Here is a 26,996-nt window from a genome sequence, read left to right on the forward strand (position 1 = left end):
ATTTATGATCAGATAATCGTCGCCAAACAAACCACCCATATCAACCGTGAAGCCGATGACGATTATCTCCCTACAAAAGCAGTTTAAGCAATTCTTTAATGCTGATAGCCTTCAAAAAATGGCGAAAAGTACAGGACTTATGAAGCGATGTCGGGCTATCTTACCCGACCAGCTAGTAGTAAGCCTAGTGGCCGCTTTGAGCAAAGGAAACTGCTCATCTATTGCCGATTTACTAAGGCAATTCAATGGGATGTGCTTAAGCGCTAAAGATACTGTGGCTTATAAGCCCTACCATAACCAGTTAAGAAAAGAAGAATTTCCGATATTCATGCGCCAATTGGCCATGCGAGCGATAGCTCAGTTTGCTCGCCAGCAGAGTGCCAACCTACCAGATAAACTCGCCACCTTTGATGATGTGCTGCTTCAAGATGGTAGCTCTTTCCACATTCATCGTGACCTTTCGAACGTTTACCCGAGCCGATTTAAACGCAATCCAGCCGCAGTTGAATGCCATATGACAATGTCTTTAAAAAGCTTTTCTCCAGTCGCAATGAGCATCAGCGCTGATACAGCATCAGAAAGAGACTTTTGCCCGCCCCAAAACAATGAGTAACAAATTGTTGTTGGCTGACGCAGGGTACCCTGACTTCCAATTCTTTACTGAGCTTGAACTGTATGGTGGTTTCTATATTTTCGAGGAGCAAAGTCCCTGAATCCTCATGTTATAGAAGCGAAACGGTCAGGGCCGGCATTTATCTAAACTAGAAGGAAAGAAGCTCAAAGACATCACTCGAGGTACTAATCGCTCACAGGTACTCGACCTTAAAGTTCGTAGTGGTAAGCAAGAATTTAGAGTGGTAAGACGTTGGTTTGCAGAAGAAAAGCGATTCTGTATTTGGTTAACTAACTTGCCTTCAGGTACCTATACTGCTGATGACATAATGGCGATCTACCGCTGTCGATGGCAGGTGGAGTTGCTTTTTAAAGAATTAAAATCTCACACAAACTGGCAACGATTTGTCACCGCACAAAAGGCCATCGTTGATGGGCTTATCTGGGCCAGTTTACTCTCGCTGATCATCAGGCGCAGTACTGCGCTTCAGATAATGCCATCGGTCTCGCTGTTTAAGGCGGCAAAAAATGTGGATGTGTGGCTGTTGCCCATATTTGAATGTATCAGCCACAAGGCATGGTCAGAAATAGGCAATAAACTGGAATGGGCCTCTAGCTATATATTTAAGAACGCACAAAAGTCCGCCCAGAGGAAGTCAAAGAAAAACATCACGTTAGACGGGATTTATGCTGGTCTTAATGCTTAAGGTTCAGTCTATGAAGCTGTTCTTCAAACCTTTAACGTCTTCAAAAGATTGTGAAGCTGTTAAAGCATAATCAGAATTGATTGAACCAAAGCCCGCATTCAAATGCGGGCTTTTTTATGTCCCTTCGATACTTAAACTGATTGAATTATTACTATCGTATATCCACAAATAAAATAAGATTTTAATTAGACCAGTGTTCTAATTAATTTATTGGTAAAGATTGAACCAAAACTCTCTAATTAAAAGCTCGCTAATAAAATCAACACTTAATTAGATGTTACTTATATTTAACAGATTGTGACTAAATGGCAGAGTTTCTTTCATAAACAAATAAAGAACGCTTTTGTTATGACCACTCAAAAACACACCAGAATAAAACATGTGACTTTAATTCATATAATAGTCAGTTTATAGTCATCTAAATTGTTGAGAGAATTATAATAAAAATAAAACGTTGGCTATATGATCAGATTCGACCCGATTAAAAACCGTATTTATAACGACGAACGTTCTATTAAGATAGGATATCGTGAGACTCTCGTTTTAGAGTTATTACTCAAAAACTCACCTGAGATTGTGAACAAACAAGATATTATTAGCTTCGCATGGGGAAGCGAGTTCATTGGGGATACGTCACTTGCGAAGTGTATCAGCTTACTTCGCCAAGGGTTCGTTAAGCTTGGTATCAGAGAAACACCCATCGTCACGGTGCCAAAGGTCGGTTACCGCCTAATTGATGAATGCGTCTTTATTGACTCGCAACCACAAAGCGAAACCACTGTTCCTCTCACTCCTGTGAGTGACAAAGTTCCACTCGGTCATAGTAGTATTGCAGCCTCTATTGCGAGCAACGATACACCTGAATCCAAATCGACTTCACTTGCCTATTCTCAGGTCAGCTTATACAAAAACAGACTGTGTTACTTCATAACGGGCTGTTTGCTGTTGTCCTCGGCACTGTTGGCTTTTGCTAAAGTTCACGATAAAAGCCTTGGTGATATCGCCCCCTTTAACCGACTTAATGAACAATGGGTTGGGCAGGTACAAGTTTTTCAAGAAACAGAGATGTCCTTGAGCCCAGAACTCGAGGCTATTCAGAACTCTCCATGCTCAACAAGACAACACGTCAGTCCATCAATATCTTTTACACAGCCACGCAGTTAGATCGAGCGAGTGAAGAGATAAAATTATTCCTAAAGAGAGGCCAATTATGATGCCATTTGTAGCTCTGTTTTCCTCGCTAGCGTTATTGATTGGCATATGGAGTATCCCTTCTTCTCCGCCCCAAGAAGAGCACCGTTATCAACATAGCGTGGTAGATCTTGTATTAGATGGAAATGTATTACGAACCGATGGGCTCACCAAAATAAGTGATAACAAAGTTCTGCACCTAATGTCCGTCCAAGATGACAACATGCCCGACCCGATTGTTCTACGATTCAGAGGTGAGGCTGGCCCTTCTCAATCCCTATTCTTTTCAATAGCTGGCACTATCGACTTAGTCTCCGTGCAAAAAATAAATAAAACGATGAATGACAACTTATTGTCGCCCTACCTACTTATCAACAATGACCCTTTAACATTGAAGGTTGATATATTAAGTTCAAATGATCTATTTGCCATCATTCGAACATGTAATACAGGAAGAACTCAACTTTTGGCTAAACGATAATTTATCGCCGTTTGGCCACCAGCTGAATTCATTCCATTTTAATTAACACCGTTCTGAATATTACACATAAAAAACGAATGGTTATATTTATTACTGCATCAGTAAACATCTCTTGCATTTTGAGCATTCAATTAATCGAACGTTTAAAACACTGGATTAAATTTAAACATCCAAGTCTCATTTATCGCTTTACTGTTGACATTTACATCAAATAAAAACGATGTGAATAATATATCGCCTCTCGTACTTAACCATTCATTTCGCTCGCGATTGACCACGTCAAAAACTATTTGACGTTAATGTGTCAGTCATAACGCCTCATTTTTCTAAAAACGGTTTGAGCCCTATCAAACATTTTCTTTTTAGTTACAGCCTCTTTCACCGAACAAACAATTGAGACAATACAAACCATTGAATTAAAAGGGTAATTTAATTCAACCCTTTTCAGTATCTATCTATTTATCAACATGAAAAAGTGAACTTGTCTTGTTAACTGCACGGCACAAAAAACATTATCAAAATAGAAAAACTACAAATGAGGGAATTGTTAATGATCCGAATAAACAGAAGTCTCTTAGCAACCGCAGTGTTGTCTGTTCTATCTACTGGCGTAAACGCAAAAATTTACCCAGACCAAATAGTCCATGACCAACTTGGTGACGATGTATGTCGCTCTGGCTATCGCCCGTTAGACCGTTTTGAAGCGGAAGAGCAAAAGAGTGCTTTACTGGCTAGAATGGGCACTTGGCAGATCACAGGCTTAAAAGGAAACTGGGTGATAATGGGCCCGGGATACAACGGCCTTATTAAACAAGACACAACCAACGGCACAACGTTCTGCTATCCGAACAATGACCAGTCTGAAATTCCAAACTACTCTGCTAAATCGGTTCCAGAAGGCAGCGAGTTGGATGTTCAATACGAGTTGGTCAATAACCGTAACGACTTTGTTCGTCCGTTAAGCTATTTAGCTCACAACCTTGGTTACGCATGGGTTGGCGGCAATAATAGTCAGTACGTGGGTGAAGACATGACGATCAACCGCTCTGGCGACAGCTGGGTGATACAAGGAAACAATGGTGGTTCTTGTAGTGGTTATCGCTGTGGGGAGAAAACCAAAATCACCGTCAACAACTTTGCCTACACCGTTAACGACGACAATTTTTGGCATGGCGATGTTGTTGAATCTGACCGTGAACTAGTGAAGACCGTTTACGCGACAGCAAGAAACAACAGTAATATCGCGCAACAAGTGGTTGTCGACCTGAAAGTAGATGAATCAACAAACTGGTCGAAAACGAACAGCTACGGATTCTCACAAAGTGTTCAAACAGAGAATACGTTTAAGTGGCCTCTTGTTGGCGAAACTAAGCTCACCATTAAGTTCGAAGCCAACCAAAGCTTCTCTAAATCCAACGGTGGCTCCACTAGCGAGCAAGTAACACTTCAAGCGCGCCCAATGGTTCCAGCAAACTCAGAGCTTCCGATTCGAGTCGAGCTGTATCGTTCAAGCATCTCCTACCCGTATCGATTCAACGCCGACATTAGCTACGATGTTGAGTTTAACGGCTTCCTACGTTGGGGTGGCAACGCATGGCATACACATCCAGACAATCGCCCTTACAAAACCCACACCTTCACTATGGGTCGCGGCAGTGATAAATCTGCTGACATTCGCTACCAATGGGATCACCGATACATTCCAGGTGAAACCAAATGGTGGGACTGGGGCTGGGCAATTAAAGAAGCGGGCTTATCTAGCATGCAATACGCAACAGGCGGAAGCTTACGTCCCTTCCACTCTTACGTATCGGGTGATTTCTACGCAGACTCTCAATTTGCAGGCACCATTGAGATTGGCCAAGCAACACCGATTGCCAACAATCTACGCAGCAAAAGAAGCACTGATTCCGTCAACGAAACGACTGAGCGCATTGGCGATATTGAAGTCACTACCAACTTCAATGCTGATGAGTTGAGTGACTTAGGTTTCGAAGGTGCTGAGATGAACATCAGTGTCGTGGAATAGCTACACCGTCAATAATTAGGCTGCAAATAACTACGCTGTGAAGAACTTCGTTGTTTAATAAGCGCGGCACAAATCTACAAGCAATAAAACGCAAAAGCCCACGACACGTCGTGGGCTTTCATATGTTCTATTAAAAAACGGTGAACTACACAGGCTCTTCCATCAAAAGCTTAACACCTAGCCCAACCAGCACCATGCCCGTCACGCCTTCCATCCACTTCATAAAACTCGCGTTCTTGAGCAAATTTTTAGCGGAATTAAGAGCACCAGCTAAACCACATTGCCACACCATCGCAATCACAAAGTGGACTGAAGCCATCAACATAGATTGCAATAAAGGCGAGCCTTCAGGGTTTACAAATTGAGGCAGAAAAGCCAAATAGAAAACCGCCGTTTTTGGGTTAAGAACATTAGACAGAAAGCCTTCACGCAAAGAACGCTTAGCACTGTAAGCCTGCTGAGCTTGTTCACCGACCTTCAAACCACCACCGTTTTTCATCAAAGCTCGCAAACTACTTAAGCCAAGCCAGATTAGGTAAACCGCACCCACCATCTTAACGGCTTGGAAGAGTTCAGCAGACTGGGCGAGAATTGCAGAAATACCCACAGCAGAGAAAAACGCGTGCACATACAAGCCGCTACAAATACCAAAGCTCGTCATACAACCGTCAGCTAAGCCAGAGCGGCTGGTATTACGAATCACCAAAGCCGTATCTAAGCCCGGCGTTAGCGTTAAAATAGTGATGGCAATTAGAAATGCCTCAAAGTTCAAAATATCCATATCATTGTCATTCTTGTTCAGCGATCTATCATCAATACCGTGTATCAGAACAATTCGCAAGCAACAATTGCCACCAGCTATACAACTCACTGATTTTGTGCACAATAGAACAGTTTGATTTGTTAAGAAATAGTAAATTCAAGGCATCGTACCGCCTCATGCTTTTCTCGCTATATCTTCGACTGCGAAGGTCGGCGTCATTAAAAGCAAAGCCATAATCAAAGTACACGAGATGAACCTTAACGCTGACGCAGCCCTAAGGATCATTTAAAGAAACCAAATTAAGAGTAGTCAAATGAGCGCATTCAAAAAACTAGTCGAACACTCTCAAAAATGTTCACGCTTTCAACACCTAGCTTCTATTTGTGGTTGGGACCAAGCTTCCATGATGCCAGCAGGTGGCAACCAAGCTCGTAGTGAAGCGATGGCCGAGCTTTCTGTTCATATTCACGGCTTAATGACTCAACCACAGCTTGGCGATTGGATTGCAGACGCTGAAAATGAAGCGCTGAACACTGAGCAACAATCGTCACTTCGTGAAATAAAACGCCAGTGGCAACAAGCAAACCTACTTCCAGAAAAACTGGTTGAAGCGAAATCTCTAGCGGGTTCAAAATGTGAACATGCGTGGCGTAGCCAACGCGGTAACAACGACTGGGTTGGGTTCGAAAAGAACTGGCGTGAAGTGGTTGAGCTTTCTCGTGAAGAAGCGCAGATTCGCGCAGACGCAGCCAATCTAACCCCTTATGATGCGATGCTGGATATTTATGAACCGGGCACCAGCTCTGCTTCACTTGATACCCTATTTGCAGACGTTAAAACTTGGCTTCCAGGTTTAATTGATGAAGTGATCGAAAAACAATCGAGCGAGCAATTTAACGCACCATCAGGTATCTATTCGACCGAGAAACAGAAAGCACTGGGTTTAGAAGTCATGAAGCTGCTTCAGTTCGATTTTGAACACGGCCGACTAGATGAAAGTATTCACCCATTCTGTGGTGGCGTCCCTTCAGACGTGCGTATCACAACACGCTATGACGAAGCGGAATTCGTTCAAAGCTTAATGGGTATTGTGCATGAAACAGGACACGCGCGTTACGAACAGGGCTTACCAAAGCACCTAGCAGGACAACCGGCGGGTGAAGCGCGCTCTATGGGTATCCATGAGTCTCAATCTTTGTTCTTTGAGATGCAAGTCGGCCGCAGCGACCCGTTCATTGGACACTTAGCAAACTTAGCTGGTCAGCAATTCTCAGGCTCAGAGTTTGAAAAAGAGAACTTCCAGAAGATCTACACGCGCGTGAAGAAAGACTTCATCCGTGTTGATGCCGATGAGCTGACCTACCCTGCACACGTTATCTTACGATACGAAATTGAGCGTGATTTGATCAACGGCAAGATCAAACACACCGATGTCCCTGAACTTTGGAACAATAAGATGCAGTCTTACCTTGGTTTAAGCACTCAAGGCAACTTCACTAACGGCTGTATGCAAGACATCCACTGGACAGACCCTGAGCGAACACTGAACACTAATTTCTCAAACTCTTCAAAATCAGAAAAAAGACTTAAAAAACACAACTATAAATATGGATGTATGCAGGACATTCATTGGTGTGAGCAACAGCGAACAAAGTCACCTACACATTACGTATCTGATATAAATAGAAAATATGATTACAAAAATGGTTGTCTTCAAGACATTCATTGGTGTGATGGGAGTTTCGGATATTTCCCTAGCTATACGCTGGGAGCCATGTATGCGGCTCAATTTATGGCTGCAATGAAGAAAACCGTTGATGTAGATTCAGTAATTCTAAGCGGTGACCTCTCTCCAATTTTCTTCTGGTTATCAGAAAACATCTGGAGTAAAGGTAGTTTATTAACTACTGATGAACTAGTTAGTCAGGCCACAGGAGAAACTTTAAACGCACAATTTTTCCAAGACCATTTGAGAAATCGTTATCTATAGACTGGTAGACGTCACCCAAATTGAAGTGTTCTGCTTGCAGAACTTGCTATGCAAGTAGAACCAAGGTGAGAGGTCGCTGAGTAGAAGTATTTCTCCCCTTAGAAACACAACGCCCTGATGCAAAAGCTCAAAATGCCAAAGGCATAATTAGTTCCATTCCTTGATACCTTATTGCTGCATTACTAATCAGATATTGCTTGCAATGAGATAAGCTAATGAAGCAAGCGATTTACTGAATGTTACCCACAAATAATGTGGATACTTTTTATACACCACCCTTACCTACTGATTTTGAGTTAACAAAAACACTGTCGATCACAAAGTACCCTCACATCGCTTGATAAAAATTACGTCATTAGAAATCTAACCAAATCTTTTAGAAGCGTTTATGTTGGTCATTTTGGTGTTCGGAAGTTGGCTAAGCTGAATAGCTATTGGCAGCAGATTGAATAGCGACAATTCCGTGTCATCCCTCAATATTTTTAAAATGACTCCCTGCTTTATGTGTCTGTTTTGATACAATTAAATATTGGATGTCAAGCTGACCTCTATACAATAACGGCATCTATGCTAGGGGCTGTGACCAAAGCAGAAATTGTTAGCTTGATTACATAAAACGTGATTGATAGTGAAGTCGAACAGGAGCATAAGGATTATGTATAAGAACTTGAAAGACAGGCAACGCCGAGAGCGTAATTCATTCCCTCAAGCACTATCTTTACGTGTCCATCGAGCACTGAGCTGGCTAAAAAAGGCAGAAATGAGCGAGGACAATGATTCCAAATTTATATTCCTATGGATCGCTTTTAACGCCGCATACGCTCAAGATTTTACCTACAAGGTTGAATACGGTGAGCGCGGGATATATCAAGAGTTCTTAAGCAAAATAGTCAAACTAGACAAAAAAGAACAGTTATCAGAGATTGTTTGGTCTGAGTACACAAGCTCAATCAGGCTCATTCTCAATAATGAATATATTCTTCAATCATTCTGGAAGCATCAATCGGGTTCTATCAGTCAAGAAGAATGGCAAAAAGAACGAGCTACGGCAAAAGCAGCATCTAACAAAGCGCTGTCCGATAACGATACAGCTACAATATTGAGCATCATTTTTTCTCGACTCTATACACTACGAAACCAGCTTATGCACGGCGGGGCAACTTATGATAGCTCAGCAAACAGAGACCAAATTAGGGATTGTACAGTTTTACTGAATAGTCTTGTTCCAGTTATTATCGGGATCATGATGGACGGAAAGAATGAGATTTGGGGGGATGCTTTTTATCCATTAGTTACGTGCTAACACCACGGCTAGTTATGACTGTTGAATTTCGTACTGCATTGATCTCTTTTCACATAAAACACCAGCCTCAGGCTTTACAATCGGCAGGCCAGTGGAGAAACCATAAATGCAAAGTATTTCCAAGACCATTTGCGAAATCGCTACCTTCAGATTGGTTAAACTCCAACTAAATTGAAGTGTTCTGCTTGCAGAACTTGCTGTGCAAGTAGAACCAAGTTAGTTCCATTCTTTGATTCCTTACTGACTACATTCACCAATTAGATATTCCTTGCAATGACATAAGCTAATGAAGTAAGCGATTTACTGAATGTTACCCACAAATAATGTAGGTACTTTTTATACACCACCCTTACCTACTGATTTTCCGTTCCCCCAAAACCTTTCGATCCCTTACTCACCTCCTCATATTGCTCCGACACACCTAGCATTATTTGTTGAAACTGAACGCTCAGCCCAAGCTAAACAAAATTTGATAAGCGCGAAAATTAGTAATGTTAGCTTTGAAGGAAATTATAACCACAGTGTTCGGTTGAAATAAGTATGATATCGAACATTGAGCAACTCTTTCTAAACTCTTCTTTTTTGTTATACATCACAAACAAAAACAATCAACTTAAATCATTGTTATAAAAGAATTTTTGACCAGTCGCCACGTCTTTGTTAACATTATTTCAAGATTATAATTAGAATGGTAATTTATACATATGGAACATTTCGCTGAAGCAACAATTGAGAAAAACACAACGCATCTTTTAACTCAAATGGAGAATAGGCTTCGTAAGCAAAAGCACGAACTAGTCTCAGGTGGTTGGGACAAAAAGTTCATGATTGAACAAGAAGGCAGTGTCGAGGGATTTTTTGAGCAGTGTGTTTTTGGGGATGATGTTTGTAAGGAAGTATTTGCTGAATTTATAAAGGTAAACAAACTAGATGACTTTGATATTGTAGATACGAGCTTTATTGATGACGTGAGGGATTTACAGCATACATTGATTGGTGAATTAGTAGAAGAATATGCTTGATAACCACTCGCTCTAATCTACAGCAATACAAACCCATGAAAACAGTAATATCAAGCAAATAACGAACGCTCTACCACATATTAGACAATAGTGATTCAGCTAAGCAGAATCACTACCTATTTCGGACCTACACTTCAACCAACTACAGCCCTAATGGGATCATCATATTTAGTGGTTAAACACCGACTGAGTCGAATAAAACATCTATCAGCAGCACATCGAATTCAGACAAATTATCCATCAAAAAAGTAAAGCACTCTTCCATGGCCAAGAGTACATATTTGACCTGCCGCAACTCAAATTAACTGCTCTCGAAAAGGACACTACTCCTCAAATTTGGCAATCGTTGGTAACTTTGCCTAAAGGCTAATTAATCCGCACTTAGTTTTACAAACATTGACGAACCATAAATCAAAACTGTATATTTATACAGTAGTAATTATAAGGTCGTCAAAGATGAACATCCTACCGCTTTCTCCATCCAGTATTTCTTGCTCACTCACTTCATGGGAATCGCCTGCTGCGGAGTATGTTGAGCTTGGAGTGTCATTAGATTCCATCTTAGTCAATAACCCCAACGCCACGTATCTTGCGTATGCGAACGGAGATTCAATGGAAAAAATTGGTATCTTCAATGGCGACTTATTGGTCATCGACAGAAAACCGCAAGCACAGCACTTAGATACCGTAATCGTCAGCTTGAATGGTGCGTTCATGTGTAAAATTCTTGATGTACACAGCAGACTTTTGTTGTCAGCAAATCCTAATCACCAACCTATTGATATTCATCCTGAGGATGCCTTTGCGATTGAGGGAGTTGTGATACGTTCCATTCGTTTACATAAACCCTTACCTGATTTCATATAATGTTCGCTCTCATAGATTGCAATGCCATGTATGTAGCTTGTGAACAAGTCTTTCGACCAGATTTACGTCTCCTACCCTGCATAGTGCTCTCAAACAATGATGGTGCAGTGGTGGCAGCCAATCGACTTGCAAAAGAAGCTGGGATTAAGAAGTTTGAGCCTTATTTCAAGCAAAAACGACTCATCGAACAGCGTGATATAAACGTGTTCTCATCAAACTATGCGTTATACGCTGATCTCTCAGCTGCGTATTTCGGTGATTGCGATCGGCTGTTTCGGTTTATTCCGATCGCCTGATCCTACCGTTTTTCTCTCTTCTTATTTTTACTCTAAGTGATCGGATTGCGCCAGTTTTCTCATTGACTCACCTCCCAGTTCTAGTCGATGACTATTGTGTACTAGCCGATCCATTAGCGCGTCGGCAACGGTCGCGTTGCCGATCATGTTGTACCACTCCTTTACAGGTAACTGACTGATGACGATTGTACTGCTGTTTTGATAACGATCTTCAAGCACTTCTAATAAGTGACCCGCATGCTCTTGTGTCAGTTTTTCCATCCCCCAGTCGTCGAGGATCAGTAAGGCTTTCTTAGCCAGTGATTGGAGTTGCTTTTGATAGCTGCCATCCATACGACCAGCGGTCAGGTCGTCAAGCAAGCGAGTTAATCGGTAGTACCTAACCGTTTGTTGTTGGTCACAGGCACTGGTGGCCAGTGCGCAGCCAAGATATGTTTTGCCTGCGCCCGTTGGGCCTGTGATCAAGATGTTTTGGTGTTTATATAGATAACTGCCAGTCAGAAGTTCGCTCATCTGTTTGCGATTGAGGTTTCGTCCCTCTTTGTAGATGAGTTGGCTCGGCTGTGCATCCACTCTTAGCTTGGCTTGTCGTTTTAAGCGTTGGATTTTGGTCTGATTGCGATTCAAGATCTCGCTTTCCAGAAGTAAACTTAACCGTTCCTCGAAGTCCAACTCTGCGTAAGTAGTCAGTTGCTCTTGTTGCTGCTCTAATGCTTTCGCTACATGGCTCAAGCGTAGGGTTTTGAGTTGGTCGTTCAGTGTATTCATATCCTTTCTCCTAGTGATAACTGTTCGGGCCACGAACATTGCTATGAACAAGGTTCGGCGTGCTCGTGTTGTCTTTGCTCAGCTGTCCTTCACGATTGTTTTTCAGCAAATTACTGATGAAGGTGTAATTGGATTTTGTCAGCATCAGCGCATCTTTACAGGCTTGTTCAAGGCGCGGTTCGCCATAGGTTTTACTCAGACTGAGCAAGCCAAGACAGGAACGATAAGACTGCTCTGGATGAGGCTTGGAGTTCAGCATTTTATTGACGACTTCTCGTGTGGCTGCGCCGATATTGGCCCCCCAACTAAGCAAGCGCTCTGGTGACCACTTCTGATGTTGATGGTTGCTTGGCATGTGCTCTGGTTGGGTGCTGTTTCCGCGATCTCTTTGGCTACGTGGATGCTGGGCGACCACGTTACCTTTATGGTAGATCTGCACCAGACGATTAGAGGCTTCTAGTTCGACATGATGACCGACAAGTTGATGGGGAACTGAGTAGTAATGACGGCGATATTCGATGTGATAGTCAGGGCCAACTTTGGCTCGTTTAGTTTCGGTATACAGGTAACGCTGCTTAGGCAATGGCCTTAATGCAGGTTTGTCGAGTTTATCGAACAACGCTTGGCGGCTAGCGCCATACTGTTTCATCTTACGCTGATTTAACTCATTCATGAGTTCGCGGATGGCGAGATTCAACTCTTTGAAGGTATGGAAGGTTTGGTGTCTCAGCCGCATCATGATCCAGCGCTCTACTAAGAGCACGGCATTCTCTGCCTTGGCTTTGTCTTTCGGTTTGTAGGGGCGAGCTGGCATCACAGCGGTTTGATAGTGATTAGCCAGTTTTTGATAGCTGTCGTTCAGCCTCGGCTCATAACGATTCGCTTTAGTGACAGCGCTGCGTAGGTTATCGGGAACTAAGAGTTGTGGTACGCCACCGAAGTGCTCGAACGCATTTGCATGCGCCTCTAACCAGTAAGGCTTCCCTTGGCTGGGGAAGGCTTCAACATAGGTGTAATTGGACGCGCCTAAAGTCGCGACGAACACCTCCGCTTCGCGCACTTCCCCTGTGTCAGGGTTGACCACCTGAAGCCGAGGCCCACAGTAATCGATAAACAGTTTATCACCTGCGACATGAAGCTGGCGCATGCTGCGTTTTTGGGTTTTGAACCAACGAGTGAAGTGCTCGCAGAACTGAGTGTAAGCGTAAGCTTGCTCTTGATATTGCTCATGATACTCCTGCCAGAGCAGCATCTTTGTCATACCTTTACGCCTGAGTTCGACTGCGTATTGAGTGAAGTCTGGCATAACTTTATCTCGACTGGCTTTCTTGCCGTGATACAGCGCCTGTGTGAGATCTGCATCGCTGCAACTGTCGGGTAGAGGCCAACCAAGTTGGCTTTGTTTAAAGCGAGTAAGGAGTTCTGATACGGTGGATGGGCCGAGTTTAAGGCAAGAAGCGATACCACGATTTGAGAGACCGCAGTCGTATTTAAGGCGTAATACCTCTTTGATTTTGTTCATTGGAGTTCTCTTTTGGCCATTGTCGCTTCCTTTCCTTCTTGTTTAAGAAGTAAAGAATAGCGAGCTATTGATTTAAAAGAGAAAAAGGAAGGGTTTCGGCCATTACGATCGCGGTTTTCGCTATTCCGATCACCGATTTCGGAGTTAGACTAAAAGTGATCGGATAATCGCGGAATCAGTGATCGGTTTAAACCGAAATGGGTGATCGGATAATCCCGAAATGACTGATCGGAATACTCCGAAATATGCACTCAGCTAAAATGATGGCAACAATTACTGCTTTCGCACCAAAAAGTCATATTTACTCAATAGACGAGTGCTTTCTAGATATCAGTCGTTTATCCCATATTGAGCCAGACTTAAACTCATTCGGTCAACGAGTCAGACAAACGGTTTGGAAAGAGTGTCGGCTTCCTGTTTGCTTTGGCGCAGGTGATACATTAACGCTGTCAAAAATAGCAAACAGAGTAGCGAAAGTTGATAGATACCTGAATGGTGTTTGTATTATTGATTCTGAAGAAAAGCGCCAACAATACCTAGCATCCCAGCCTGTATCAGAAGTTTGGGGCGTTGGAAGGCGATTGACACAACGTATGAAGTTGATGGGTATTGAAACAGCTCTGGATTTAGCGAACTTAAGCCCTGAAAAAGCAAGATGCTCTTTCAATGTAGACATTGAACGGACAGTCCGTGAGTTAAATGGTCAGCCCTGTAAAGTCTGGGACGAATGCAGAGCGGATAAACAACAGATATTTAGTACTCGTAGTGTCGGTAACCGAATAACGGAACTTGAAGAACTAAAACAAGCTCTAGCTTTTCACGCCGCCACCGTTGCAAGAAAAGCACGCAGTCAAGCAAGTTCTTGTGCGGTACTAATGGCTTTTGCTAACAGCTCCCCTTTCGACGATGTTCCACAAAGCTTTAAAGAGACTTATACATTCGAATACCCAACCAACGACGCTGCTAAGCTGACTAAGGCCGTTACATTGATGGCAACGAGGTTGTACAAACCTGGGGTCAATTATTACAAAATTGGCGTAGGAGCACTGAACTTAGTCTCGGATAGGCAGCGTCAACATGACTTATTCTCTGAGCCTGAAAACCCTGCACTAATGCAAGCTTTAGATAAGCTAAATAATAAATTGGGAAGAGACGCCATATTTCTTGCGGCTCAAGGAACTACGCATGAATGGGCAATGAAACGTAATTTTTTATCGCCTCAATACACTACGAGATTAAAAGACCTACCCCGAGTGCTTTGTGAATAAACACTCCATAGCATCCAAACCTGCCTTTGGATCACATTCGAGCATTTACGAACCACATTTTTGAGAAGAATATGCAAGGTTTAGAGCTGATATCGAAAGCACCTAAGCTGCTAGCTAAATCAACTAAAGCTCAGTGATTTGAAGATGAGTTGAACAAATTCGACCTACTAGCATCAAGCAGAAATGTTGTGTAGGCATTGAGTACTGAGAAAGACTTTTAGCTATAGAAAAGCTAAATTTTTCGCTCTCTCTTATTCGACATCGCTTTTTTTGTTACGTATATCAACGTACCAATAATCCCTGTGAACATCCCTAACCCAACTCCAGTTAAGAGTGCAAAGTTACTGTTGATAAAGTCAATCATGAGTCATTCCTTCAGAATCAAATCGCCTTTTAAAGCATACATCAATTGAATCCGAATTCAATATGTCGTTACTACCTCCACGGAAGAAGCAACATGAAAGAGGTGTGACCTAGCAAGAGATAAAACTGGTAATTAAGGTACGACAGAATCCCTTGGTGATCACAAGCTACATATACTGGATTTATGAAGCTTTTGGACATTTCCGAGTTTCGAACCATAGACGATTCTGACTTTTCGGATTACTCCAAGTATAGCAACCAGCTTACATGTGGCTGGACAAATTTACTCATCCACTACACTTTGGGAGCGTGCCAACATTTGGCCGTACCTATAAACCTACTCGCAATTGAGGCATTATGGAAAGTCTAAATTTTCAAGTTCAAATTCAGCTCTGGTTGGAGCGTGCCTTAACTTAATACAACAAAAATAAAGGCTTTGCACAAAGCTAATTTACTTTGCCAACGCAGGACTTTTTCTATCAATCTTCAACTCCGAAAAGCCAATAGAGCGCGTTTCAAATACACTGATGTTTTCAACCGAAGGTATATCACGGTAATGAGCGTTCTGAGGAAGGCTTAGGCTCTCTTGAGACTTAACGAGCAAGCTCGAAATAGATTGTAGAACGCTTGGCTCTTATGCCTTAAAACCGCCAATTCTACGACTTATCGATAGGCAGTTTTCATTCAACTTCTCGTGAATAATTCTACCTACACGAATCATTTCAGACGCCTGATGTTTAGAAACAGCTGCACTTTGAACCCGTTCCGCTGCCTTGGTGTTTTCTGCTATATTCCTGGCTCCACCAATGTACTTCAGTGCTTTAATCTGTTCATTAATCACGTGATCAGGTTTGCTTCCCATGGATTCAATACCGAAAGGTGTATTGAAGGTATTTTCAGAGTGGACGGGCATATAAAGCACAATGGATTGCTGACAATTAAAGGGCGCTTTGATGGGCTTTAGGTCAGCGCTCATGACTTTCAAAAGTGAACACAAATCATCAAAAGTACTGTTTTCAGTGATAGCGCTAGACACTTCAAGATTGCAATTATCAAATTCAAAAAATTCAACACCTTCTTGACCATCTTCAAAACGTGTTTTTAATCCAGGTAACTCAGCTTTCAGAGCTTGAGTGAATTCAGGTTGATTAATGATCATAAACTTCCAGATATCTGTTCATTAATTATACTCTATACAACCATCAGCGCACAATTAGGTAATAAGAACAAAAAAAAGCGCACACAGAAGCAAGCTCGTGTACGCCATTGGTGAATTCTATGGTTTATAATCTATGTGTTTAACTAGATGGTTGAGCAAATTAATCTTGCGTTTGGAGTGTAGTCATTTCTGGCCTGTCGTTTTCTAAAGCTTCGGTACGCTTACCCTCGATGATCTCAAGGCCACGCTCTTTCGCCCTTAAATAAATCGCTTTTGATACAGCATCACCTTTTTTCACACAACCGCCTAAGAATGAGGTAACCCACATGCCAGCAAAAGCCATAGGGGCGAAAAACAATGGCCAGAGCCACATACTGCCCCATTCTGTGGTTAAATCAACATAACTAGTCGCGAGCACGGAACACACAAAACTCAACATCAAACCAACGAAGTCCACGAACCCACCCCAAGCTTTTCGAATCTTGCCGTATCCAAGTGCAATATCTCCACCTACTAACATGCCGCTTCGTCCGCGTGTAAGCTTCTGGTTATGGATGGTAATATACTGACCGTAATAGCAATCATCTCGCTTACAATAGACATAATGAATGGTGAAAAGGTCATTTTTCTTAAATGAGTGCTCGCCAGCGAGCGTAAAGCCATAGCGCTTTCCACTATCGGACAAAATATCGAGTTCAGTAATACAACTTGTCCTTTGACTCGATGACCCATCATTACGAGTAGTTGTTTCCGTCATCGAATCTATTGTAATAGCTTCTAAGCGCCCTGTGATAGAGGCGACTTTAATATCACGCCCCCTGTAAGAGCATGGGTAAGGTGTTAGTTCGAACATACGACTCTCTTATGGCAAATTGCCTCTAAAATATAATCCAAAACAGATTACTTAAGTATGGGCAATTTTATATGAAACAAGATCACCTTAATACGATGAAAAACAATTACTTACAGAAAATAAAGAAACGAAACACATACAAGAAAGTCGACAGTTAAACCATCGGTTAATACTCAACCTAAAGTGATGAACGATAAACCACGCCACCCTTCCCTACTAATTTTCCGTTCACCGAAAACCTTTCGATCCCTTACTCACCTCCCCATATTGATCCGACACACCTAGCATTATTTGGGCTTTGTTGCGTAATTCAGTTTAGAGACAGAGCCGCCCGTTTTGCATGTTTTTCAATCAATACGGCAAGTTTCAGGCATACCTAACCTAGTGAGCTTATTCAACGCTTTTATCATCGCGTAAGTTTCACCCACTTGTGCATTGTAATTTCTTAAGCTCGGCCGTCCTCCTAGCAACTGTTTAACTCGATACATCGCTGTTTCTGGTAATGAACGTTTATGGTATCCATACCGCTTTTTCCAATACTTATTCGAGCCGCATAACTTCAGACAACCCATGGCGCGATTGCGAGGGTGACCACGCTCCCAGAAGGCTGCCCCCTCTCTTGGGGAATAAGCGCAATAGCTCCCTTAATCTTAATAGCAGCGTGACACGCTCTCGTGTCGTAAGCCCCATCACTAGATAACTCAAAGATACTGCGCCGTGTTTGTTTCAGTAAGTTCGGGATAACTTCCCCATCCGTAAACGTCGATAAACTTAGCTCGGCTGCAATAATTTCATGAGTGCTTGTGTCGACGGCAATATACAGCTTTCGCCAGATTCTGCGCCTACCATCCGTCCCGTGTTTTTCGACTTTCCATCCACCTTCGCCATAAACCTTAAGGTCAGTTGCATCAATGGCTAGGTGCTGTATCACTCCTCTCGTTTTAGTCTTAAATGAGACCTCACCTTGTTTGGCTTTACGGCTGATGCAGGTGTAATTCGGAAACTTAACGGTACATGGGCTAACCTAAATATCGTGTCGATAAATCCTTGCAGCGCTCTCAGCGGCATAGAAAAAACTCGTTTCACAATTGGTGCTGTCGTGATGGTGAAATCACTGAACCGACGTGGCCTCCCGCGCTTATTCTGTTTGCTTTGCGCCCACCCGCTTATCGCCTCTTCATCAATCCAAAAAGTCAAAGAGCCACGGTTAATAAGTGATTGGTTGTTTTGTAACGTGGTTTAGGCATGAGTCTACGAGATATAGTGGACAAAGCAGAGCAGATCGTAGGTTCTGGATTTAGTTCCATTGAATTACGCAACAAAGTCCCTTGCTGTTCAAAAAATATTAAAGAAAGATCAACATGCCCTAATAATTTTTGCCACTTTTGCCTCTCATCCAAGTAATAGACAACAATTTAAAATGTAGCATTGTTAGTGAGTGAGGTTGTGTCCATACCGTTGCTTACGATTGAAAGGTATGATGTTTATGGTTTTCTCAGTGTTATAAGTTTCAAAATGTGTCTAGTGTGATGACTAAATCTGTTACGAATGCATAATGAAACCTAAAATTTATAGTTAATTTCAGGGATTCAAAAGTGAGTGGACTACTGACGTCATTCTGTTATCTGGCAGCTGTCATTTTTATTGCTATACCTATAACCGCATTCTATTTTGTAGTGATTGTAAGCGGTACCTTGGAGGTCAGGTTACAACGCGTTCGTGAAGATTATGGGATGCAGTTTTTAAGTGCTTTACCGACGGAAACTTCAGAGTTGCTATATGCAATAGCTTTCTTCGCTCTTGTTGGGCTGATTTTATGGGGAGCTTTAAGGCAGTTCAAAAAGCAGATAATGGTCGCCTTTCAATGTCTTCATGAGGAGTGTTCAAAGGCAGCGGAAAGAAATAATTTATTTATTGTTGCAATCATTAAATTCACCTTTTTGCCGTTTCTTATTGGTTGTGGTAGTTTAATGGCCTGCTTCTTGTCCGCCGTTCTTTATGCGGTTCTTTTTGAAGCAGACCACTTATTGTACGGCCAACCATTCAAACAAACAGCGTCACCATTTGTTTTTGTCATAACTTTAGTGCTCGCAATATTGTGGAGTGTTAAAAAATACATTTCTGAGACGGCCAAGCCAAACTGGCATTTCCAAGTGCAAAATAAGCATGGGAAAAAGCGCTACGCAGGATTCATTCGACCTACAACGGCGCTGTTTGTCGTCGGCACAATGCTTTACTTAGTCTTTGAAATTTCATTTAATCTAAATTTGATGCGCTATATCGCTACTGATAGTATTCATTTCTATTCAAACCTCGACACTATAGGCCGACTTCTGTCTGGTATTGGTGTGTCTTTGATTCTAGTTCGGATGATTAAGTATTCAAAAAGGTTAAAAGAGGACGGTGTTTTTAGTTTTCGTATGACACTTCTTCTAGCGCCAGTATTTACTTTTGTTATTGCTGGGGTGTTTTTAGTTCAAGGGTTGGTTGTAGATTTAGTTGTCTCGGCGGTACCAAAGCAGGTAAAAGTTAATGTAGTAGAGAACTTCCTTTATGCTCGATACCATCACTTGACGGAGAATGAGGGCATGGACGGTGATGGTGACTATACACAAACGATCCAGAAGGCACTTATTCCATTTATGGCGGTGACAGGTATGACTAATTACCAGTCAGCAATCAATAAGTTAACCGATGAAGAAAGGATTAAGCAATTAACGGCTGTAAATAAAGAGATGTTTAGTACTAATGAGAAATACTACCAAGACCGAGGCTTTGCGCCTCGGGCGCTCCCAAAGCACGATGGTGACAATCGTAAAGTTTACAACATGTCGCGCCTTGATATGTCTTACTTACAAAGTAAGATTCTAGGGGATGCATATGGTAGCTTATCTGCATCAGCCATAAGAAAGGAGCAAGAGAAGGCTTATAAAGCTTATCGAGATGGCTATCGTGAAGAATTAAGGGGCTATTCTACCGCTTCGGATGGCCGAAGAAATAAAAGGCTTAGAAGTGCGCTTGCGCGTCAAAGAATATATCTTCCCTCGGATTGGAATCATGATCAGCTTACGGTCGTAAGAGAGGCGATTTTTGAAAAGGTAGAATCCGATCTAAGGTCGTCTGCATTCAGGACTGTTCGTGCATTTGGTAAAGGTGTTGTGATTCCAACTACCTCGAATCCATTGCAAGAGAAAGAAGTACAAGATTTGTTAATGCAGATAACGAAAGGTTGGTATTTTGACTCGGCGCGCAAAAGTGCGTTACGCTATTCTGGTGGTAGACATATGAACCTTCAAAATCAAGCGGCGTCAGTGGCAGAGTATCAAGTTAGATATCCAGAGGATGATATTGAAGATAAGTTTAGAGGGCTGCTTGCGCCGACTCTCGCGTTGGTCATATCCCTTCTATTGATTAGTGTTAACGTGTTTAACTTAGTCTGGATGATCACTAAGGATTACTTTGGCTCTTTTGTTACTAGTTCTGTAGAAAGAGAAAGGAAAATAAAGATGGCTATAGGAGGTGGCTTGGTGGCTATCGTCTTATCTGTTTCGCTCTTTACAGATACGGCGAAGTACGTGATGGAACTCTTCGCTGGTGCAGGAGGGAGTACGATAGTTGGTTATCTATTTATAGCACCATTATTAGTTATCGCAAGCACCATGGAAATGATGAGTTACTTGTTTGGCTCATTAGATTTTATGATGAATTTCGCTAACATGTCGGTCGCGCCAGATGTTCTTAGCTTAGAGGGCTTATTTCACTCTATTAATGGAGAGTCGTTAGCAGCAAACAGTAGTACTGGTCTAATTTCGTGGTTAGTGTTTGCTTGGAACATGCTGGTTAAGTTAGTAGGTTTTTCTCTTTACGCGCTACCATTGGCAGTGATTGGTTCATTAGTTGCCTGCGCGAGTTACCGAGAAAGGTTGCTTGATAAGCCGATAAGTTAATAATATGGACTAATCGAAAAAAATTAAGGTCTTGCGTATGTGCGCAAGACCTTTTTTGCAAGAGTATAAGGAAAACCTGTTCAAATTCTCGCTAGTATGCTTATGAACAGTAAAAGATATCCTGAAGAATTTAAAATTGAAGCCGTTAGGCAAGTAACTGAAAAAGGTCACAGTGTGGCCGAAGTTTCCGCTTTATAGTGATTTTTGTAAGAGGCTCTTGCAAAATTGGTGGCTAGGAGTTTGTCCAACAGCCTGGTGAAGAATTGTGAAACAGCTTGTCTCACAATTGCCAAGGTAACTAAGCCCATAATTTAACCTTATAGTCAAGGAAGTGGGCTTAACTGATGTATGGAATCCACTCTCTCCGCGGCTAACTACACTTTAGCCAAGGTGTTTAATAATGAGGCTTCCAGCATGCTAAATAGTAACGTGATCGGTATAGACCTAGCGAAAAATGTCTTTCAAGTTTGTCATATCAGTATCCATGGAGAACTACTGAGTAACAAAGCTATGAGCAGGCAAAAACTAAAAGAATTTTTGGCAACGGCTAAGCCTTCTATTGTGGCTGTTGAAGGATGTGCTAGCTGCCATTATTGGGGACGTTTCGCTGAACGGTTTAGTCACGATGTACGAATCATTAACCCAAAGAAAGTCAAAGGCTATCTTGAAGGTCATAAAACTGACGCGAATGATGCGTTAGCTGTAGCGAATGCCGCACTACAAATTGGTCTTAAGTACAGTAAGCCCAAAACAATTGACCAGCAAGGACTTCATTCTCTTGAAACAAGTCGTCAGTTATTAACTCGTTCTATGGTTTCCATAGGCCAGCATATTCGTGCGGTCATTCTTGAGTATGGTGTTGTTAATGCTAAAGGAGAAATCGGTCTAAAAAAATCAGTTACCTCAGTCCTTGATGGACAGGCCGAAATGCCAGCACCATTGGCTACAACGATTACAATGATGTGGCAACAATACCTCAATCTAAAATCAGAGTTGAAGAAGTTAGAAAAACCAAAACGCTCTTACTCGACAGATTGAACCATGTCGTAGGTTAATGGAGTTAGAAGGGATAGCTGAAACAACAGCGTCAATGCTGTATGTCACATTAGGCAATGGCGATCAGTTTAAAAATGGTCGGCAAGCCTCAGCGTTCGTTGGCTTAACTCCAAAACAACATAGCTCTGGTGGTAAAACTATAATGCTTGGGATTAACAAAACTGGTGGAGTAAAAGATCTACGCTCATTACTCTACTTAGGTGCGATGTCCTATCTTGCTAGACTTCCTGAAATTCCTACTACCCAGAAACAGGCTTGGTTAATTGAACTGGTCAAGAGGATTGGCTTTAAACGAGCCTGTATTGCATTAGCAAATAAGACGGTTAGAACCGCGTGGGCAATGCTTCGCTATGAGACAAAATATCAATCAATACCAGCAACAGTTTAAGTTTAACGCAGTACCAAATTTTACAAAATGATGATGCATAATAGGTAAGACCAACCTACTGAGAACCTGACCGAAGTGTAATGTTTTCTAAAACTGCCTAACTGAATAGGTCAGTAGGTGCGCAAACATCAAAGGTTAGGGGGTAGCTCCCCCAACAGAAACCGAATATACGACCGCATCTTAACTTTTATGGTTCGTCGCTTTGTAAATACGTGGATTCCATATACGTTTCGGGGCAGAAATGAGCTACAGTTTCCCCTAAATTAACAATTCAGAGATAACTAAAGGTATGGAAAGTCGCTTAACGTAGCGCCCTGTATTGATGGTGCAGACCACTGAAAAGTATACGTGACCTTCATGACAATATGCTTTTTCAAATATTTAAAAGCATGCTCTATAATGCCTCTCAATAAAAGAACCCAAACAAAGGGTTGGGCTCAATTCAATAATCATCAAGCCATTGTCATGGTGGTTATATTCCGATTAATTTCCCCAGATTTGGCTTACAAACTCTGGATGGTCAATAAACGGATTACGATTCCCTTGGAAATCATGTACCGCCTTATTTCGGTCGATTTCTTTTTGGCTTACTGGATCTTCAGAATGCCAACGCTTTAGCATAGTAAGTAGCCAAGGTTCAAAAACGGTTGTATTGGTTCCATCCAGAACGGCATCCGAGCTTGTAGAGTTTCCTTCCCAATTAGCGATTTCATTTTCATAGCGTGTTGCCATGTAGAAATATGCTCTTGCGAAATCACCTTTAAACTCATCAATTGGCTCAAACACCGTACCGACATAACCAAGAGAGTTCGCTGCACTGCCTAACTTAGAACCATTGCTTGATGTGTATGTCGCGCTACTCACCTCACCAAATGGCCAATTACTACGTTTCGAATTAACGTAGCCATCAGTGGCAAATAAATGGTGACCGTCAGAGTTCATTGGCTCGACTTTCCCACCAAACCAGCTTTTCGGGAATGAGTGCTCACGGTTGTAGCAATCACCTTCTTTGCTGTATTGACCACATTGATCGGCCACCTTAGTAAATTGGATTGAATCTGAGCCTGAAGGTTTCTCCGAATACATATCGAGAATCGACCCATCAGTGTCATAGTATGCGTCTAGGTCAGCCTCAGACACTAACCTCCAAATAGCGGTGTAACCCTGACTACTATGATTATCAATAATTTGATATAAAGCCGTTTTTAACGCAAAGCCCACTTTGCCTTCAGCGTCTTTATAATACTCACCTAAAACTGGTGGTTCAGTTGGTGGTGTAGTTGAACCACCAATTGTAAATTCTGTACTCTGACTTGCTTGGAAATCACCACCAGACGCCACAACGGTTCCGTTTACCGAGAAACTGTATGAACCATTCCCAACACTACAGCACATTCCATCTCCATAAGAGTCTGAGACTTCTAGGATATAGCTACCATCAGCTAAACACATTTCCACTTCATTGGTGGTGTTATTTTTATAGTCTGAACCAGAATAAAGAGTTTGAGAAACTGAGTTTTTGAGAGACCAACTGGTTTCAGAACCATAGTTATCCGTCACTAGCGTGAGTGCGGCACTTGTATCATTGCAGCTTTGTGTGGGTGGAGTCTCCGTCGGCTGAAAGTTATCTAAATACACCACTTCCGAACCATCAAAACCTGCATCATCATAAAATCGTACGCCCACAACGATATCTTTAGTGCTCGTAGCGCTGTACGAGTGAGTCAATGCTTGCCACTGATTCGTTAAACCATTATTCGAGTAACCTAAATAGCCATCAACAAAAAGGCGAGCTTTCACGTTGCCTTCCGTGTGGTAAACATCGACAGAGAAATCATAAGTTTTCCCTTGTTCAACACGTATCGTTTGAAGAAAATCGGTATTACTTTGAGTGCCTGTATTCACTGTTACTTGCGCAGAGAAACTGCCGTTATTTACAGGATCGGTAGAGAGCGAAAGTGCAATGCCGGAGTCAATCACACTCCATCCAGATGGTACGTTTCCTTCCCAACTTTCGAAACTTCCATTTTGCATTTGCGCATGCGCACTCGCTGAACAAAGTAATGCAACGCCACTTAGTGTTATTATTCTATTTATCATATAACCTTCTGTTTAATCAGATAAAAAACTAACTAAGCTTAGAAAGCAATCAAAAAATGAATGGAGATACACATCACATTTATAAATGTAAGCATTATCACTTTTATTAATATATGTGATGTAAAGCAATGCAACATCGACCTGTTAAATAAAGGAATAGAAAAGGCTGAGCAGATTATCTGACTCAGCCTTTTTACTGTTTAGGACTAGATCATTTATCGCCAGTAAGCATACCGAAGAAGATCTGTCTCGATTCTGGTGTATTGTCTCGATGAGTTTCGTATTTTACATGTGTGTTTGCATCAACTGCTTTTGATAACTTGATGCTCCAAAGTGCTTTCATTTGATTCGGTACAATTGAATATCGGACATCGATAATACGTAACTCGTCCGTTGGGTCCTGAGCAGTATAACCATTCGAGAACCAGCGGAAACGTTCAATGTCTTTGGCTTGTTGAGAGTCCGGGTCAAGCCAAGGTAAGTCCCTGCTAACGTTCAGCTTAGCGACCGACTCTCCCGGATATACGTTTACCGATGTACCAACCCGCACTGCGTCTACATGATAATGAGCCCCTGTTTCGTACACCACTTTCCAAACCAAGATATTAGCAAAGCTCGGTTTTGCCTCTAATCGAATCGGCGTGTGTTGTCTTTGTTCCGCTAATTGCCACCCAATCGCCTCTGCCCTATCTCTTTGTATCATCCCTAATGTTGGATAAATTAGAGCCCAAGCAAACGCAACTCGTGCTAGCCAAGGCGCTCGTTTCAACGTTGCAAACACAAGTAAAATTAAGATGGGAAGCGTATAAACAGGGTCGATGATTGATATGGTATTCCAAGCAAAGCGTGCGTTGGTTAAAGGCCAAAGTAACTGCGTACCATAAGTGGTACAAGCGTCTAACAGTGCATGAGTGCCATAACCCAGAGCGCAAAACAACCAACTTTGTTTGAAAGAAAGCCCACGCCTTTTTGCAATCAGGTGGTGTAGAACTAAGGCACAGATCAAACTGCCAATGGGGATAAAGAAGAGTGAATGGGTAAATTGTCGATGAAACTCCAAAGCCAACAAAGGGTCATTTTGAGACTTAATCAGTGCATCTAAATCTGGTGCCAACCCGGAGAGCAGCCCTAATACCCCAGCAACAACCAAATGTTGTTTTTTGCTTGCCGATTGTGACAAAGAAGCGCCTAACACGCCCTGCGTTAAAGGATCCATAAACCACTCATTGATAGCATTCCGTTGAATCAAACAAGATACATTTAGCTATAGCAGTGAATTGTTCATAACTAAACGATTTTATCAATATACTCATGTACATAGCTGTATAAGCATAGACCGATAAACAAAAAAGAGCAGTTATGAAACTGCCCTTTTCTAATTATTGGTGGTTGATCAATTTATTCGTTTTTGTTCTATATATTCACACTTGAACGATCTTTAATTAACGCGCCACCATGCTTGCTGCGATAACCACCAGCAGTATTGAGAAGATTTTCTTAATCGTTGGAACCGGTAAATGGTTGGTGGCTTTTGCGCCCAACGGAGCCGTGAACCAAGACGTGCACACAATACCCAACAGCGCAGGCAGATAAACAAAGCCAGCAAAACCGTCTGATAGAGCAAAGTGGCTGCTGCCCGAACTGATGTAGCCTATCGAGCCAAACAACGCGATCACAATGCCACACGCAGAAGCACAACCGATGGCCTTTTTCATATCGACAGAGAAGAACGTTAATAGCGGAACCAACAATGCTCCGCCACCAATCCCTATCATGGCAGACAAGCCACCCGTAATGGTTGTCAGCACAGTGAGCACGCCTTTGTTCGGCAGTTTTCGTTCCTTAGGGGCATCATTTTTGCTGCTTAAGAACGTCTTGATCGCAATCAGAACCACACTCACGGCAAACACAATACGAACGACTTTTTCTGGCAACAGAGCCGCCATAAAGCCGCTAACCAGTGCACCCAGAGCAACACCGAGCATGATCCAAGGCGCCAGATCCCAAGGTACATTACCATTCTTGTGGTGAGCAAGTGCAGAAGACGTAGAGGTGAAAAGTATTGATGCCAACGAGGTAGCGATCGCCGCGACAACAACTTGGTCAGACGGTAGAACTTCTAAATACAGTAAAATGCTGCTTAACACAGGAACAATGATCAGCCCTCCGCCAATACCTAACAAGCCGGCTAGAAACCCAACACCACTGCCCAGTAACGCGCAGTAGAAAATCAACAACAGCAATTCACTCATTTCATCCATCTCTTAATTAAATTAATCGTCTTAAATAACACACTATTAATGTGGCTATA

At 42.2% G+C, this 26,996-nt stretch carries 15 protein-coding genes and 8 pseudogenes; 14 read left to right on the plus strand and 9 right to left on the minus strand.

What is annotated here, in order from left to right:
* Window positions 1-55: 55 nt before the first annotated feature.
* The 4 genes and pseudogenes from OCV19_RS08930 to OCV19_RS08945 all read left to right on the plus strand — a co-directional run bounded on the left by OCV19_RS08930 (window position 56) and on the right by OCV19_RS08945 (window position 5,020).
* A pseudogene (locus OCV19_RS08930) lies at window positions 56-1,319 on the plus strand (IS4 family transposase).
* A 462-nt stretch (window positions 1,320-1,781) separates the two neighbouring features.
* Window positions 1,782-2,533, plus strand: a pseudogene (locus OCV19_RS08935) (winged helix-turn-helix domain-containing protein).
* On the plus strand, window positions 2,530-2,991 hold the full coding sequence (locus tag OCV19_RS08940; protein ID WP_048669389.1) for a hypothetical protein: 462 nt from the start codon (window positions 2,530-2,532) through the stop codon (window positions 2,989-2,991). Before OCV19_RS08935 ends, OCV19_RS08940 begins: the two are co-directional and overlap by 4 nt.
* 550 nt (window positions 2,992-3,541) lie before the next feature.
* On the plus strand, window positions 3,542-5,020 hold the full coding sequence (locus OCV19_RS08945) for an aerolysin family beta-barrel pore-forming toxin (RefSeq protein ID WP_065677404.1): 1,479 nt from the start codon (window positions 3,542-3,544) through the stop codon (window positions 5,018-5,020).
* 145 nt (window positions 5,021-5,165) lie between these two features.
* Here OCV19_RS08945 and OCV19_RS08950 read toward each other — a convergent pair whose 3' ends face one another.
* Window positions 5,166-5,801, minus strand: a complete 636-nt coding sequence (locus tag OCV19_RS08950; RefSeq protein WP_050650625.1) for a LysE family translocator — start codon at window positions 5,799-5,801, stop codon at window positions 5,166-5,168.
* 295 nt (window positions 5,802-6,096) lie between these two features.
* On the opposite strand from OCV19_RS08950, the pseudogene OCV19_RS08955 reads away from it, so the two are divergent.
* From OCV19_RS08955 to OCV19_RS08975, 6 genes and pseudogenes are all read left to right on the plus strand, one after another.
* Window positions 6,097-7,314 (plus strand): annotated as a pseudogene (locus OCV19_RS08955) (carboxypeptidase M32); the annotation flags it as partial.
* Window positions 7,315-7,488: 174 nt separating this feature from the next.
* Window positions 7,489-7,773: pseudogene (locus tag OCV19_RS24890) on the plus strand (carboxypeptidase M32); the annotation flags it as partial.
* Between the two features lie 655 nt (window positions 7,774-8,428).
* A complete protein-coding gene (locus OCV19_RS08960) occupies window positions 8,429-9,076 on the plus strand; it encodes a HEPN domain-containing protein (protein WP_083994381.1) in 648 nt (215 codons plus the stop codon).
* Window positions 9,077-9,780: 704 nt separating this feature from the next.
* Complete coding sequence (locus OCV19_RS08965) at window positions 9,781-10,098, plus strand: hypothetical protein (protein WP_065677402.1); 318 nt, start codon at window positions 9,781-9,783, stop codon at window positions 10,096-10,098.
* A 456-nt stretch (window positions 10,099-10,554) separates the two neighbouring features.
* On the plus strand, window positions 10,555-10,965 hold the full coding sequence (locus OCV19_RS08970) for a LexA family protein (RefSeq protein WP_065677401.1): 411 nt from the start codon (window positions 10,555-10,557) through the stop codon (window positions 10,963-10,965).
* Window positions 10,965-11,210: pseudogene (locus tag OCV19_RS08975) on the plus strand (Y-family DNA polymerase); the annotation flags it as partial. The gene OCV19_RS08970 and the pseudogene OCV19_RS08975, both read left to right, overlap by 1 nt.
* Before the next feature lie 78 nt (window positions 11,211-11,288).
* Here the strand turns inward: OCV19_RS08975 and istB are convergent.
* The gene (istB, locus tag OCV19_RS08980; protein ID WP_017102174.1) at window positions 11,289-12,029 is read right to left on the minus strand and encodes an IS21-like element ISVch3 family helper ATPase IstB; all 741 of its coding nucleotides are present in this window, start codon (window positions 12,027-12,029) and stop codon (window positions 11,289-11,291) included.
* A 10-nt stretch (window positions 12,030-12,039) separates the two neighbouring features.
* Window positions 12,040-13,551 carry an IS21 family transposase gene (istA, locus tag OCV19_RS08985; protein ID WP_261875660.1) on the minus strand — a complete coding sequence of 504 codons (1,512 nt, stop codon included), beginning with the start codon at window positions 13,549-13,551 and terminating at the stop codon, window positions 12,040-12,042.
* A 245-nt stretch (window positions 13,552-13,796) separates the two neighbouring features.
* Here istA and OCV19_RS08990 point away from each other — a divergent pair, with 245 nt between their 5' ends.
* Window positions 13,797-14,819, plus strand: a complete 1,023-nt coding sequence (locus tag OCV19_RS08990; RefSeq protein WP_261875661.1) for a DUF4113 domain-containing protein — start codon at window positions 13,797-13,799, stop codon at window positions 14,817-14,819.
* Between the two features lie 997 nt (window positions 14,820-15,816).
* On the opposite strand, the gene OCV19_RS08995 is transcribed toward OCV19_RS08990, so the two are convergent.
* The 3 genes and pseudogenes from OCV19_RS08995 to OCV19_RS09005 form a co-directional block, all read right to left on the minus strand.
* Complete coding sequence (locus tag OCV19_RS08995) at window positions 15,817-16,341, minus strand: hypothetical protein (RefSeq protein ID WP_065677399.1); 525 nt, start codon at window positions 16,339-16,341, stop codon at window positions 15,817-15,819.
* 160 nt (window positions 16,342-16,501) lie between these two features.
* A complete protein-coding gene (locus tag OCV19_RS09000; RefSeq protein ID WP_065677398.1) occupies window positions 16,502-17,194 on the minus strand; it encodes a hypothetical protein in 693 nt (230 codons plus the stop codon).
* A gap of 347 nt (window positions 17,195-17,541) precedes the next feature.
* Window positions 17,542-18,441 (minus strand): annotated as a pseudogene (locus OCV19_RS09005) (IS5 family transposase).
* 348 nt (window positions 18,442-18,789) lie between these two features.
* Between OCV19_RS09005 and OCV19_RS09010 the strand changes: the two are divergent.
* The 3 genes and pseudogenes from OCV19_RS09010 to OCV19_RS24895 all read left to right on the plus strand — a co-directional run bounded on the left by OCV19_RS09010 (window position 18,790) and on the right by OCV19_RS24895 (window position 22,585).
* Window positions 18,790-21,141 (plus strand): hypothetical protein, encoded by a 2,352-nt coding sequence (locus OCV19_RS09010; RefSeq protein WP_065677397.1) that lies wholly within the window; start codon window positions 18,790-18,792, stop codon window positions 21,139-21,141.
* Window positions 21,142-21,243: 102 nt separating this feature from the next.
* Window positions 21,244-21,330: pseudogene (locus OCV19_RS09015) on the plus strand (transposase); the annotation flags it as partial.
* A gap of 225 nt (window positions 21,331-21,555) precedes the next feature.
* Window positions 21,556-22,585 (plus strand): annotated as a pseudogene (locus OCV19_RS24895) (IS110 family RNA-guided transposase).
* 483 nt (window positions 22,586-23,068) lie between these two features.
* On the opposite strand, the gene OCV19_RS09030 reads toward OCV19_RS24895, so the two are convergent.
* From OCV19_RS09030 to OCV19_RS09040, 3 genes are all read right to left on the minus strand, one after another.
* Window positions 23,069-24,685, minus strand: a complete 1,617-nt coding sequence (locus OCV19_RS09030; protein WP_065677544.1) for an endonuclease — start codon at window positions 24,683-24,685, stop codon at window positions 23,069-23,071.
* A 211-nt stretch (window positions 24,686-24,896) separates the two neighbouring features.
* Window positions 24,897-25,901, minus strand: coding sequence for a metal-dependent hydrolase (locus OCV19_RS09035; RefSeq protein WP_065677543.1), 1,005 nt, complete (start codon window positions 25,899-25,901; stop codon window positions 24,897-24,899).
* Between the two features lie 226 nt (window positions 25,902-26,127).
* Window positions 26,128-26,937, minus strand: coding sequence for a sulfite exporter TauE/SafE family protein (locus OCV19_RS09040; RefSeq protein WP_065677546.1), 810 nt, complete (start codon window positions 26,935-26,937; stop codon window positions 26,128-26,130).
* Between the last annotated feature and the right edge of the window lie 59 nt (window positions 26,938-26,996).

It is taken from the genome of Vibrio celticus, assembly GCF_024347335.1.
Classification (GTDB): Bacteria; Pseudomonadota; Gammaproteobacteria; order Enterobacterales; family Vibrionaceae; genus Vibrio; species Vibrio celticus.